This is a genomic window from Lutispora saccharofermentans (genome assembly GCF_024363565.1).
Lineage (GTDB): Bacteria > Bacillota > Clostridia > Lutisporales > Lutisporaceae > Lutispora > Lutispora saccharofermentans.
Genome location: NZ_JAJEKE010000021.1, coordinates 37,949 through 52,069 on the forward strand (window position 1 = coordinate 37,949; position 14,121 = coordinate 52,069).

General features: G+C 40.9%; 12 protein-coding genes and 1 tRNA gene. All 13 read left to right on the plus strand.

Going from position 1 to position 14,121, the window contains the following annotated elements; all coding sequences use genetic code 11:
• The 13 genes from LJD61_RS17665 to LJD61_RS17725 all read left to right on the plus strand — a co-directional run bounded on the left by LJD61_RS17665 (nucleotide 1) and on the right by LJD61_RS17725 (nucleotide 13,970).
• Nucleotides 1–1,311 (plus strand): glycine/sarcosine/betaine reductase component B subunit, encoded by a 1,311-nt coding sequence (locus tag LJD61_RS17665; RefSeq protein ID WP_255228881.1) that lies wholly within the window; start codon nucleotides 1–3, stop codon nucleotides 1,309–1,311.
• A gap of 172 nt (nucleotides 1,312–1,483) precedes the next feature.
• Nucleotides 1,484–1,765: a hypothetical protein gene (locus LJD61_RS17670; protein WP_255228882.1), complete on the plus strand. Its 282-nt coding sequence runs from the start codon at nucleotides 1,484–1,486 to the stop codon at nucleotides 1,763–1,765.
• Between the two features lie 57 nt (nucleotides 1,766–1,822).
• The gene (locus tag LJD61_RS17675) at nucleotides 1,823–3,016 is read left to right on the plus strand and encodes an iron-containing alcohol dehydrogenase (RefSeq protein ID WP_255228883.1); all 1,194 of its coding nucleotides are present in this window, start codon (nucleotides 1,823–1,825) and stop codon (nucleotides 3,014–3,016) included.
• Between the two features lie 591 nt (nucleotides 3,017–3,607).
• Nucleotides 3,608–4,657, plus strand: coding sequence for a flavodoxin-dependent (E)-4-hydroxy-3-methylbut-2-enyl-diphosphate synthase (gene ispG, locus LJD61_RS17680; RefSeq protein WP_255228884.1), 1,050 nt, complete (start codon nucleotides 3,608–3,610; stop codon nucleotides 4,655–4,657).
• Nucleotides 4,658–4,830: 173 nt separating this feature from the next.
• Nucleotides 4,831–5,718 carry a YegS/Rv2252/BmrU family lipid kinase gene (locus tag LJD61_RS17685; protein WP_255228885.1) on the plus strand — a complete coding sequence of 296 codons (888 nt, stop codon included), beginning with the start codon at nucleotides 4,831–4,833 and terminating at the stop codon, nucleotides 5,716–5,718.
• 126 nt (nucleotides 5,719–5,844) lie between these two features.
• The gene (locus LJD61_RS20610) at nucleotides 5,845–7,344 is read left to right on the plus strand and encodes a M1 family metallopeptidase (RefSeq protein WP_255228886.1); all 1,500 of its coding nucleotides are present in this window, start codon (nucleotides 5,845–5,847) and stop codon (nucleotides 7,342–7,344) included.
• Between the two features lie 110 nt (nucleotides 7,345–7,454).
• Nucleotides 7,455–8,630 (plus strand): DUF4097 family beta strand repeat-containing protein, encoded by a 1,176-nt coding sequence (locus tag LJD61_RS17695; RefSeq protein ID WP_255228887.1) that lies wholly within the window; start codon nucleotides 7,455–7,457, stop codon nucleotides 8,628–8,630.
• A 96-nt stretch (nucleotides 8,631–8,726) separates the two neighbouring features.
• A complete protein-coding gene (locus LJD61_RS17700; protein WP_255228888.1) occupies nucleotides 8,727–9,323 on the plus strand; it encodes an RNA polymerase sigma factor in 597 nt (198 codons plus the stop codon).
• Nucleotides 9,295–9,783 (plus strand): zf-HC2 domain-containing protein, encoded by a 489-nt coding sequence (locus tag LJD61_RS17705; protein ID WP_255228912.1) that lies wholly within the window; start codon nucleotides 9,295–9,297, stop codon nucleotides 9,781–9,783. Before LJD61_RS17700 ends, LJD61_RS17705 begins: the two co-directional genes overlap by 29 nt.
• A gap of 18 nt (nucleotides 9,784–9,801) precedes the next feature.
• Entirely contained in the window at nucleotides 9,802–10,269 is a 468-nt protein-coding gene (locus LJD61_RS17710) for a hypothetical protein (protein WP_255228889.1), read from the plus strand.
• Between the two features lie 67 nt (nucleotides 10,270–10,336).
• Nucleotides 10,337–10,413 (plus strand) — tRNA-Arg (locus tag LJD61_RS17715).
• Between the two features lie 320 nt (nucleotides 10,414–10,733).
• Nucleotides 10,734–12,521 (plus strand): gamma-glutamyltransferase, encoded by a 1,788-nt coding sequence (gene ggt, locus LJD61_RS17720; RefSeq protein WP_255228890.1) that lies wholly within the window; start codon nucleotides 10,734–10,736, stop codon nucleotides 12,519–12,521.
• Between the two features lie 162 nt (nucleotides 12,522–12,683).
• The gene (locus LJD61_RS17725) at nucleotides 12,684–13,970 is read left to right on the plus strand and encodes a hypothetical protein (protein ID WP_255228891.1); all 1,287 of its coding nucleotides are present in this window, start codon (nucleotides 12,684–12,686) and stop codon (nucleotides 13,968–13,970) included.
• Nucleotides 13,971–14,121: the final 151 nt, after the last annotated feature.

A 14,121-nucleotide genomic window follows, 5' to 3' on the forward strand; every position in this document is an offset into this window, starting at 1 on the left:
GTGAAGCTGACAAGACAGTATTTTGATATAAAGGACGTAGTATTTGGTAAAAGATGCTCTCTTTCAGAGGGAGTACTCACTATAAACAAGGAAGAGCTTAAAAGCCAGGTTAGTGATCTGTTCAAGGCCATTGAAGATATAGACTTTGAAATAGTAAAGCCCGGAGAGAATGCGCGTATCATACACCTGCTTGATACCATTCAGCCTATGTTTAAGATAGCAGGAAATGGAATGCAGTATTCCGGATTTTTTGGAACACCTTTTACAGTAGGAGATGGGACAACCAATCTTCTGAAGGGCTTTACAGTTATGGAAAGCGCTGCGCTTCCATGGGATGAATCCAGTGCCAGCAGCGGACTGCTTTATCCGAGGGATGCAATAATGGACATGACTGGCCCCATTGCTGGATTTACCCCATTCAGCCAGACAATAAACCTTGTGATATTATATAAGCTGGCCGAAGGCAAATCCTCTATTGAATATGATGAGAACATACGTATGATAGGAGTCAAGGTTTCCACATACCTTGCCCAGCTTACAAAGGACGTAGAGCCGGATGACAAAGAGCTTTTCAGTATTGACGATATCAATCCTGAACTGCCTAATGTGGTGCTTGTTTGGCAATGCCAGAACCAGGGCCCGTATTCAAACACATATCTGTATGGAGAAAGCATAGACAACCTTGTTCCAACTTTGCTTAATCCTAATGAGATGCTGGACGGATGCGTGGTAAGCGGCAATTATGTATGGCCTGCATTCAAGGTACCAACTTACCTTCATGTTAACCATCCAATCCTTCTTGAACTGTATAAAAACCATGGAAAGACAATTAATTTCAGGGGAGTTATATTCTGCAGGAGCCACCAGCCTACCAACTGGCATAAGCAGAGATGTGCAAGTTTTAATGTGAAGCTGGCACAGTATCTTGGTGCCAACGGCCTTGTTATGGCATGGGAAGGCGGCGGAAATGCTTGCGTTGATGGAATGCTTACCATACAGACAGCTGAGAAGAACGGTATAAAGGCATCCACAATAACCTTTGAATTCGGAGGCGAGGATGGTACGGAAGGTATACTTCTTGTTGATGATGTGCCAGAAGCAGATGCTATCATTAGCGGAGGCTCCATAGAAAAGCACTACCTGCTGCCCGATGTAGATAGGGTTGTTGGAGGAGATTCCCTTAGGCTTAACAAGGAATCGGGAGGCTTCTTCCCACCATCTGATAAGGCTATAGAGTTTGATACCACTACCCAGCTGTATCTTGGCGGAAACCAAGCAGGAGCAGGCAAAAATTTTGCTGAATCCTATTAATGTAATAGAATGTGCATAGTATTCTTGCACTGAAAGAGTATACACCGGCAGCCTTGTTGGTTTTTCAGCTCGCAGGATTGTCGGTGTATATTTTTTTCACAGTCATTTTAAAATTACCTATGGATAGTAGTAAGTATATGGATAAAATATCTGGTAAGTAGGAGGTATAGCAATGATATTAAAAGGAAGAAAGGTTATTGCCATTGGCGATAGGGATGGAGTACCAGGACTAGATATTAAAGCATGTGCAGGAGACCCTACATTTGCAGGTCCTCTGGCAGGTGTGGAGCTTGGCTTAAGAGTTTACCACATTGTAGAGCCTGAGATGAAGAAAGAATTCGATTCAGCTGTATATGATGAGCAGTGCGGTATGATGGAAATGGTTCTTGATGTTGACGAGATTATAAAGGAAGTCAACACAATCAGAGCGCAGCATACAAAGTTTGATGACTAATAAGAATATAAGGAAGAATTAGGTGATATATTTAATTTAGTAGGGGAGGATTTTAAAATGGTAAAAGCTTATACACAGCTTTTAATGAAAAAATATATAACCGGGCGAGGAGCCATTTCTTCTCTTGGGAATATGGGTAGAAAGCGTGCAGCCATAGTGCTTGACAGGGGAGTAGTTTCACCTGAAAATCTGGATAAAATTACTGGCTATCTTAAGGATGGAGGAACGGAATATCAGGTGGTAGCTGATATCCGCACAGAACCTTACTTTAAGGATATTTTAAAAGCGAGACAGACAGTAAATGAATTTCAACCTGACATGATAGTAGCTATAGGTGGCGGATCTGTTATGGATACGGCTAAGGCACTTTGGCTTTTTTATGAGCATCCGGAGATGCCCTTCGAGGATGCATTTAAGCCGTTTCAGCTTCCGCCAACCACAGGAAAGGCAATCATAGTTGCTGTTCCTACCACCAGCGGTACAGGCTCAGAGACAACTTCCTGCGCTGTATTTACTAACCAGGATACAAATCAGAAGTCACTGATGCTGGGAAACAACCTTATTCCTGAGTATGCCATTCTGGATGCTGATTTTACTGATACTCTTCCTGACCATATAGCAGCACAGACAGGCATGGATGCGCTTACTCATGCAATGGAGGCATCTGTAAGTGCAAATACGAGCCCTATGGTAGTCACATTAGCCATTTCAGCAGCACTGGACATGTTTGAATATCTTCCTATTTCTGCAGGAACCGGAGCAGAGGGAACAAGTAAATACGAGGCAAGGGAGAGATGCCACAATGCTGCATCACTTGCAGGAGTGGCCATTACCAATTCCTTCTGTGGCCTTGCACATGCATGCGACCAGCCAGGTTCGTTCTTTAAGCTTCCTCATGGACTGGTTTGTGGAATGTTCCTTCCATATACTACTGCTCTGGCTTCTCCTCATCCTACATATGCAGCTGTTGCAAGAAGGCTGGGTTGCAATGGAAAAACCGAAGCCGAGCTATGCAGCCAGCTGGTAGATCATTTATGGAGCTTTACTGAAAAAATGGGGCTTTGCCACAGCTTTAAGGAACTGAATATAGATGAAACTGCATACATGGAACAGCTTCCGCTGTTTGTAAAAGCTGCATGTGAATCTATGTCATCCAAACTTTCACCTCATCCTTTGGATGAAGTTTCAGCTACTAGGCTTTTCAAAGACATATATTATGGCATTAAGCCAGAAGTAGAAAAAAATAGATAGTCTGTCTATAAAGATATATTAAAAATTATCTAGGTGTTTATCATTCAGATGATAAAATTTTAAAATTTTGCGATATTATTTTTCTAGGGTATTTAAAAGATAGTTGAAACTCCGCCTAGTGATTTTCGTATAAGTAATTATTAATATGGACCAGGTGTTCGTACCTTTTTGGGCGCACTAAGCAGATAAATCTATTTTTTAACTTAGCTCAAGGTATTGTTGCTTATTGTGTTTTAGTGATAACTTTAAATTTTACAGAAAAAGGGGGCATCGTAAACTACTTATTCAGTAGTTTTGGATGCCCCCTTTGCGTATTTTGTTTATAGTCAGCGGATATGATAAGAATATAATTGAGCCAAAAGCCTAAGTATTATGGTAATATAAAGATGCAGCTGCAGGGATAGTGAACGATACTTAATTTTTAAATATATACAGTGATGGTCTTTTCGCTGATGTGGCTTACAAAACTGACATAAGCATGAAGAACGGCTTGGGTAAAATAGCTCACTATCTAAAAGGATTTGAAGAGATACCATAACTTAAGCCTATGACGATGAGGATGGAATCACTTAGAATTTGGAGATGAATTATATGAATAGAAAAAATACAAGAAAAATAAAGGTAGGAGATATATACATAGGCGGAGATTCAAGTATATCCGTGCAATCCATGACAAATACTGATACTAAAGATGTGGCTGCTACTGTAAACCAAATCCTTGATTTGGAGAAAGCAGGGTGCGACATAATAAGATGTGCCGTTCCCGATATGGCAGCAGCGGAGGCTTTAAAGGATATAATAAAGCAAATTCATATACCTTTGGTTGCAGATATACATTTTGATTACAGGCTTGCACTTAAATCCATAGAAAATGGAGTCGCCGCTTTAAGAATAAACCCGGGCAATATTGGAAGCCAGGACAGAATAAAGCTGGTAGTTGAGGCGGCTAAGAAAAAAGACATTCCTATCAGGATCGGGGTCAATTCCGGTTCTCTGGGAAAAGACATATTGGGAAAGTACGGGAAGGTTTGTCCTGAAGCACTGGTAGAAAGCGCTCTGAGACATGTAGGCATACTTGAAAGCTTAGGCTTTTACAATATTGTTATTTCTTTAAAATCCTCCGATGTAATGCAAACCATAGAGAGCTATAGATTGATATCGGGAAAAGTGGACTATCCTCTTCATATAGGAGTTACGGAAGCGGGAACTTTGTTCAGCGGCACCGTGAAATCCTGTGTAGGCATCGGGACTCTTCTGGCCGAAGGAATAGGAGATACTATAAGGGTTTCTCTCACCGGTGATGTATTGGATGAAGTTAAGGTGGGCCGTGAAATACTGAAAGCTTTGGGACATATAAATGAGGGCGTCAAATTTGTATCCTGTCCCACTTGCGGAAGGACCCAGATCAACCTTATTGACATAGCGAAAGAAGTTGAAAGAAGACTGGCCCAATGCGATAAGAACATCAAGGTGGCTGTGATGGGCTGTGCAGTAAATGGACCAGGTGAAGCGAGGGAAGCGGATATAGGCATCGCCGGCGGGAAGGGCGAAGGACTGATTTTCAAAAAAGGTGAGATAGTGAAAAAGGTAAAGGAAGAGTATCTGATAGAAGAACTGATAAAAGAAATCGAAAAGATGTAAGAGCAGATTAGAGATAAAGCTTCGGGGAAGGATACCCTGGAGCTTTATCCTTAATCTTTTATTTTATTGCTCATAAATCATAATAATATATTTTGAAGTGAAAAATATAAGCAATATGATAAAATGAAGGTAAGGATTATAGAGTGACTACGAAAAGGGATGGTTGAGAATATATGAGAAAAGTGAGACTGATCTATAACCCGGTGGCAGGGGATGCAAGGTTTAAGAACAGACTGGACACAGTTATAAAAAATTTTCAAAAATCGGGATACATAGTTTCACCTTACAGGCTTATGAAAGCCAATGACATGGATAACGCCCTGTGTGATTTAGATGATAAATATTCCGCTATAGCCATATCCGGCGGAGACGGCACCATAAACAATCTCATCAATGCCATGAGGAGAAAGGCTGTGGATCTGCCTATAGGCATCTTTCCCTTCGGGACTTCAAACGATTTTGCAGCTCATATAGGGATACCCAAGAATATTTCTCAATGCTGTGATATGATAACGGACGGCGAAATAATAAATGTAGACGCAGGCACAGTAAACGGTACCTATTTTGTGAATGTGTGCAGCGCAGGTCTTTTAGCCGACGTACCCTATAAGACGGATATAGGCATGAAGAACAGCCTGGGCAAGATGGCTTATTATTTAAAAGGCTTTGAAGAAATACCGAAGCTCAAACCTATAGCGATGAGGATGGAGTACGATGATAAAGTCATCGATGACAACTTTTATCTTTTCCTGGTTTTAAACGGCAGGTCTGCCGGAGGCTTCTTAAGGCTGGCTCCTTATGCTTCTGTTTGCGATGGGCTTTTGGATGTGATCGCCATAAAAGCAGCAAACATCACAAATGTGATAAATCTTGTTTTAAAGGTGCTGAAGGGAGAGCATACAAGTGATCCCAATATATATCATTTCCAGACGGATAATCTTAAGATATCCTCCAATCAAATTTTTGAAAGCGATATAGACGGAGAGAGAGGCCCTGTTTTTCCCCTTTCGATAGGCGTGAAAAAAGGGGACATAAAAGTGTTCATCCCCAGCCATGGATAATGATGGATGTTAATATAGATATTTAATTGTGATAGTATATTATTAAGGCTCATGAATAATATATAATAATTTAACGCTGAATGAAGTCTCGTTCAACTTTGTTAATAAAGAGGGGGAATGATCACCGTGAAATTCAAACTAAAGCTGCTTCCTTTATTCCTTATACTTATGATCATGATATCGGGCTGCTCCATGGAAAAAGAAGCAGCACCTGCGCTGCAGCTGGATGAGGTCGATGCCAGAAGCTTTTACAATATCGATGCAGAACTGAATGCTGAGGAAAAGACCCTTACGGCGGTTCAGGAAGTGAATTATTATAACAATGATGATATGGAGATGAAGGAATTATATTTCCATGTATATCCCAACGCGTTCAAAACTAAGGAAACAGCTCCCTTCCTGTTTGATGATTTTGATAATGCGTATAAGAGAGGCTTTGAGCCGGGATACGGAGAAGTAACTTCCGTCACTCAAAAGGACAGGAACGGCGAGAAACTTTTAAAACATTCCCTGTCAGGAGAAGGAGCAACTATATTGAAGGTGGAACTGGCGGCTCCATTAAAGCCCTATGAGAGAGTGAATCTCAAGATTGAGTTCATACTGCAGATACCTCCTGCTGGAGAGCGGTTTGGATATGGAGAAAACAATTTCAATATGGGCAACTGGTACCCCATAGCCGCAGTCTATGATGAAAAAGACGGCTGGAATCTGGATAAATATTTCGCTATCGGAGACCCTTTTTACAGCGATGCCGCAGATTATAGAGTCAGCATAAAAATTCCGGATAACTATACTGTTGCAGCTTCAGGCCGGCTCATTGAGGAAAAGAAAGAAGACAGCAGGGTACAGCGCATTTACGAAGGAAAGGCTCTCAGAGATTTTGCATTTGTTGCCAACAGCAATTTTACAGTGCTTGAGGAAGAAGTAGACGGGATTAAGGTCATGTCATATTACTATCCCGAAGACAGGATAAGGGGGGAAGAAGCTCTGGAATATGGAGTTCAATCCATAAAGCTTTTTAACAAATTATATGGCAAATATCCCTATCCTGTTTATTCCGTAGTCCAAACCGAATTCCCCAGCGGCATGGAATATCCTGCTTTGGTATATATAAGCGACAAATACTACAAGCCCGACTATTCCAGCGATCCTTTGATTATAACCGTAGCCCATGAAACAGCTCATCAATGGTTTTATGGCATCGTAGGCAATGATCAAGTCGACGAGGCTTGGCTCGATGAAGGCTTTGCCGCCTATTCGGAAACGGTATTTGCGGAGAAAACTTACGGAAAGAAAACGGCACAGGATTATTACAGAAGAACTGTGGAAGATAGTGTGAAGGAAGCTATGTCCTCTCGAACCATAGATGGAAGCGTGGTCAAATCCCTGTCAGAATTTAAAAACTGGGATGATTACGGCCCTACTGCTTATGACAGAGGGGCTCAAGTCCATAATGAGCTTAGGAATATGCTCGGAGACGATACCTTCTTGAAGATTGTAAGAACCTATGTAGATAGATATAAATTCAAAATTGCAACTACCGATGATTATATAAAAGTATGCGAAGAGGTAAGCGGAAAGGATCTGACGGAATTTTTCAGGCCATGGATCGGAGACAGCAAATAATTTCCGGCTGTAGATTTGTTCTACGGCTTTTTTTTGCTTCATACTTTTTTCGTATTTCCTCGTATATAACTATGAATCACAATTAGCTTGATGAATTGGAGGAATTTTATATGGTTAAGAAAAAGGTAGGCACTATAACCTTAGCTATTGGCCTGATTACAGCGGGTGCAGTGCTCTTTGCCCAAAATTTTACTGATCTTCCTATAAAGGATATATATAAGTATTGGCCTTTGCTGCTCATAGGACTGGGGCTGGAGATAGTTATATATATGTCTGTTTACGGGAGAGATAATGCAAATGTGAAGTTGAGCATAGACGGCTTATGCATAATTTTTATTATCCTGGCTGCAATAATCGGCAGCGGAAACTTCATAGGCTTCAGACATATGCGTATACAGGGAATAGGAGATATACCCTTTATCGGAGGCTTGGGATACCGGGGTCAGATAGAGGAAAACATAAACCGGTCGGGTATATCCAAGGACTATGACATAAAGGAACTGAAACTTACCAACAGCTTTGGGGATATTGAAATAAGAAAAGGCAAATCTGATGAAATCAGATTGGAAGCTGTGGCAACAGTTCAGTATAATGATGAGAGGAAAGCTAAAAATTATGTAAAAAATGCTTTAAAGATTGAAGAAGGCGAAGTTACAAATATTTATATTGAGGACTTATCAAATCTTGCCAACAGAGATTATAATAAAGCCATGGTGGACTTTATAGTATATATTCCCGAGGGAATAACCTTAGATATAAAGAACAGCTTCGGCAAGATTGAAATAGAAGGTGGAGGAAAGACCACAGTAAAAAACGGCAATGGAGATATTAAGCTCATAAATTGCTCCGAAGATGCAGAAATAAAGAATTCCTTCGGGAAAATAGAAATTGAGAATATAAAGGGAAGCATAGATGCCTCAAACAGCAATGGAAGCATAGATATAAGAAAAGCTGCCGGAAATATTGATGCCGATACCTCCTTCGGCAATGTAAGGCTTGAAGAAGTCGGAGGAAACATAGAAGCTGAGAGCAGCAACGGCAATATAGAAATATTTAAAGCAAAGGGCAATATAGAAGCAAAAACTTCCTTTGGAAATGTGAGATTGGATAAAGAAAGCATAGATAACGGAAAGGTTTCTGCCGAAACCAGCTTTGGAAGCATCAAAGGCTTCGATGATGCAAGTGTTCGGGACTCCGGACAGAAGAAGAGCCTGGAAGCCGCTTACGGCAACGGCAACAGGGATATAAAATTGAAAACCAGCAATGGCAACATAGAAGCAAGATAGGAAAGAAATTGGGGGATATTCCCCTTTCCTCATTTTTTTGAAGAATAATCAAAAAAAATTCGTCAAAACACATAAGTCGGAGGGCGGTGGGTAAATTTGAAAGATGAGGAGCTCATTGAGCTTATAATAAATGGAAATACGGAACTGTATGCTGAACTGATAGAGAGATATAAAAACAAGGTATATTCTACAGCTTACAGCTATACGAGGGATTATGAGGAAGCCAAGGACTTGACTCAAGAGATATTCATAAAGGTGTATAACAATCTGTCCGGCTTTCAAAATAAAGCCCAGTTCTCTACATATCTTTACAGAGTAGCAGTAAACAGGTGCATAGATTGGACCAGAAGAAAGCGGCCCAAGACCATTTCCATTCTGACCTGCCAGGATGATGAAAATGTAGATATATATGATTTTATAGCCGATTATGACAGCAATCCGGAGGAAATACTACTGAGGCAGGAGAATATGGATTTCATAAGGCGGGAGGTAAATAATCTGCCTGAGATATATAGCACAGTGATGATCATGTATTACTTTCAGGAGTTCAGCCCACAAGAGATTTCAGACATATTGGGGGTTCCGAGGAAAACTATTGACACCAGGCTTTTCAGAGCAAGAAATCTTATCAAGGAAAGAATAAAAAGGAAGCTGGATTTTGGGGGTGGGAAAGTTGCTATGCAGCCGAGTTAGAAAGAGCTTACACAGCTATGCGGCAGGCGAGACAGAAGGATTGGAGCATTTCCTTATAAAGGAGCATCTAGACAACTGTCCTTCCTGTAAAGCGGAATATGAAAGGATACTGGAGATAAAATCCATATTGTCGAATATGGGAAGAAATATTGCGGTTCCTTGCAGTCTCGTGGTAAATATTATGGAGGCTATTGACCTGGAAAAATATAAAGCTATAGGGATTCATGCTCTCAATAACCTGAGAAACTTTGGGATCAGCTTTATAGCAGCAGGGCTGATCATATCCCTATTCAGCGTAGCCCCTGGTATGGGATGCTCCAATAAAAGATTCATCGGGAGGAGCATGGCAAAGGTCCAGGAAAGCATACTAAAGCCCTTTGAGGTGCTAAACAATAGCGTTATCAGCATTTCAGATAAGATATCAAATTTAAATGAAGCAATGAGTGCAAACAATGAGTAATTAATAGGGGGGACCAGAATGATCCGGGATATTTTATTCTTTTGTTTTTCTTTGATACCGGGTGCTGCTCATATGTCTATGGGTTTTTTCAAGCGGGGAGTTCAATTGATGGTAACGACCATCGGGGCTTTTTCCCTTTTGATCAGTTTTAATACGGAGCAATTGGTTGCTGTGGTATGCTTGCCATTATGGTTTTTTAGTTTTTTCGACGGGTATAATATAAGAAAGCAGATAGCCGCAGGCAATACCGTAAAAGATGAAGAAGTATACAGCTATGATATATTTTTTAATAACAAAAAATATTTGGGGCTTGGGCTTTTGCTGCTCGGACTTATAGGCCTCATCAATTCCCTTCCTAACAGCCTGATAATATCCTTATTCGGCGTCAGCTCACAGAATATTTATTGGATGCTGAGAAGAAGCATCGTGCCATTATTTTTAATAATAATCGGTTCATACTTGCTTATGAAAAGCAGGAAAAAATAAATCGCCATAATTTTGCAGTTTGATTTTAAAATGCTTTTGTGATAATATATAATGTGTTTAAAAAATTGCGCTCGTAGCTCAGTTGGATAGAGTACTTGACTACGAATCAAGGGGTCGCATGTTCGAATCATGTCGGGCGCACCATATGTGTGAATTATAAAACCTTGAAAATCCAAGGTTTTTTGTTTTTTTGATTTAGTAGAACAGCGCTGCTGTATTTATCGGAATAGTGAGAAAAATGAGAATAATAAGAAATAAATGAGAAAAACAAGATAAAAATGAGAAAAAGTAAAAGATCCTTTTTTAGTATTATATAATACTAAAAAAGAGCACTTAATTCCAGTTTCTACTCTTGCTAATAGGTGGTATAATTAAAATTTTGAACAAATATTTCTCAAAAAAGAGTGACAAGCTGTAGAATAGAGGTGTTCTGGCTTAAGATACTATTTTAAGGAGGTCTCACTATGTTAAATAACAGTCGTATGAAAAGGATCTGGATAATTCTTTTAGTAGTTGTTATGGTAGTTACTATGTTGACTGCGTGCTCACAGCAAGCTGCGCCCAATTCACCGGCTTCTTCGGGTGAGTCCGAAACGCCAGTTTTACCTACAAAAATGGAAGGTGACGAGTTTAATAATGGTGCTATTGGACTGCATGGCGGCGTATCCAGTTGCAGCGAATATTCCTCTCAGATAGGCATCGATGTTCTAAAAGCAGGTGGCAATGCTGTAGATGCAGCAGTTGCGACAGCTTTTGCCATAGGGGTAGTTGAACCGAACCTTAGCGGTGTAGGCGGCTGCGGTATGATGAACATTTATCTTAAGGATACTAACGAGTACATAATCTTAGAATACATGGAAACTGTCCCCAAAGCTGTCACTCCCGGATGGTTTAATAAGGATGAAGATTCGTACACTGCCAAGAACGCAGCTGTTCCCAGCCAAGTAAACGGTTTGCTTACAGCTTTGGAAAAGTACGGGACAATGAGTCGTCAGGAAGTTATGGCTCCTGCAATCAAACTAGCAAAAGAAGGCTTTAAGATGGATTCAAGGCTTGCCGGAGCTATAGCTGATAATTTCGATCTCTTTTCTGAACCAGGGAAAGAATATCTGCTTGAACTGTATACTAATGGGGGCATTCCTTATTCTGAAGGAGATTTGTTTAAGAATGAGGATCTTGCAAATACTCTTCAGGCAATAGCTGATGGTGGTATAGATGAGTTCTACAAGGGCGATCTTGCTAAGAAGATAGTAGACGGACTCCGTGCAGGCGGCAGCCTTATCACAATGGAAGATATGAAAGATTATGAGGCTGCAATTCGCGAACCTATCAAAACAACATATCATGGATATGAAGTAATCGCTCCTCCAGCTCCGTCCAACGGCGGTGACTGGCTGCTGGAAACTCTCAACATTCTTGAGAGCTACGATCTTAAAGCAATGGGATTCAATACACCGGAATATATCTTCACATTTAATGAAGCATCTCGCTTGGGCCTCGCAGATTCCTATGCTTTTATAGGAGACCCTGCTTTCTATGATTTGCCTATCGACAAAATGGTATCAAAAGAATATGCAACCGAACGTGTTAAGCAGATGCCTAAAGATAAGGTCCTTGAGAATCCACCTGCAGGAGACCTGCCTGTTAAACGCTTGGATCCTACTGGTGAAGAAAGCAAGCACACGAGCCATATTGCCGTTATCGACGAAATGGGCAATATTGTTTCCACAACTAATACACTTGGATTAGGTTGGGGCTGCAAATTTGCCGTTCCCGGAACAGGCTTTTTCTATAACAGCCATATATCCAATCTGGAACACGATCCTGCCAAGTCGGATAGTCCTGACTATGTAATGCCTGGCAAACGCGTGCGAAGCACAATCACACCTTCACTGGTGCTTAAGGATGGAGAGCCTATAATGGCTATCGGTTCCCCAGGTTCACTAGCTATTCCTCCGGCGGTCGCAATGGTTATAAACAATGTCTTGTTGTTTGATATGAATATACAGCAAGCTATAAACGCTCCCCGGGCTATGGCTATAGACCGTTTCGGCCCTACTATGACTATTGAACAAGGACGCTTTGATGAGGCTACTGTCAAGGCTTTGGAAGCATATGGCTATAAGATCAAGGCTGTTAAGGATTATGATTCTGCAGTTGGCGGTATTGCAGCTATCTATTTGGATAAAAAGGCCGGTATCTTCTATGCCGGCGGTGACCCAAGAAGAAACTATAAAGCTCTTGCTTATTAAAATAATAATTATTCTTAAACATTACGTAGGGTATATACAATAATGCAGATTCTTTTATGAGTCTGCATTATTGTACACATGGCTGAAAGATAAAAATGAGAAAATCATAAAACAAATCTAAATACGAGAGGTAAATCCTCCCTGTAGCAAGGAGTGATATTTGTGACAGAAACCTTTTTAGTTTTGTTTATTGTGTTAGGTATAGTTGCTGCAGCAAGTTTCGTCTTTAAAAACGATGAAGCAAAACTAGCGCCGATAATTTTTGCTGCCGCTGCAGCCGGAGCGCTGGCAGCAGGCATGGGCCTGCGTATACGTGAACTTGTGGAAGGCCCATTTGCTTATCTTGATTCAGTATTGGCTGTGATGGCCGGAATGTTATTCGTTATGATACTTATGTATAACGGCACCTTTGAGCTTCTCTTTGAAAATATAATCATAAAAAAGCGCAGTGCTTTTCTTCAAGCCTTGCTGCTGATCCTTTTAGTAGCGCTGCCTGGTATATTTACAGGTACAGCTGCAGCCTGCGTCTTTACAACAGGAACAATGGTTGGCATATATCTCATCAAAAAAGGTGTGGAAAAATACAGAGCAGTACAGTTTGTGTCTGTCGGAGCTCTGTTTGGTTTACTTTTGCCGCCCATCTGTCTTCCTGCTATGATAACTGTAGTTTCGCGAAGCGGAAGTTTTCCCGCATCCTTTGAGGGTTATACGATACCTTTGCTGATTATTGTACTGCCTGCATTGCTTGTATATTCGGGCATGTCGGCAAAATGGATAGGAGAGCTGGAGGCAGAGCCGGCTACATTAAATTCAATGCCGTCCCGATGCATTATACCGATTGCAGTAGTAGCGGTATTGCTTTTCAACCACAACTTCCTGTTTAAATTAATGCCATTCCTTGGATATCCTCTTATATTTTTTATAGGTACAATTCTGGCAGTCTTGCTGCCTGCTAAGAAAGCAAATGTTATTGAGAGTTCAGGAAAGGCAGTCGGCCTCATAGCTCCTGTGATAGCCGTTGCTTTTACAGTCGCTTCAGCGCTGGAGATATTGACCCTTACAGGTGTTACAGGAAAGCTGGCCACAATATGGTATACGGTCAATCCTGCTGTGTTTACTGCGGTGTCTATGGCAATAGTCGTACTATGCGGAGTATTTTTTGGGGGGCCTTTTGCTGCCATAGCAGCAGTGATTTCCTCCTATGTGATAGGTGCAATAGCTTATGAAGGCAATGAGATGCTTTTAACTGCTCTTTCTGCCGCTCTTTGTACAGCAATTTTTATGCCTATTCGCGGCGGCCTTATTGCGAGTACGGCAGCTGCTATTGGTGCTGATAGTATAGATGTCAAGAAGATAATTTCAGGAGCTGCTTTTCCTGTAGCACTTATTCTTATAATAGGTGTAATTTATGCCTTAGCATATAAAAATCTTGTGTTCTTGATAGTGTAAGGAGGATTGTATATGGGGGCTTTATATTTCATTTATCAAGGCTTAGCAGCAATTATATGCTTGCTGACTTTATGGGAGTTACTCAAGGAAAAATCTTTTTCCCGGGCGCTTAGTTTAGGACTGGTCAGCATTCCGCTGATTCTCAGAACCC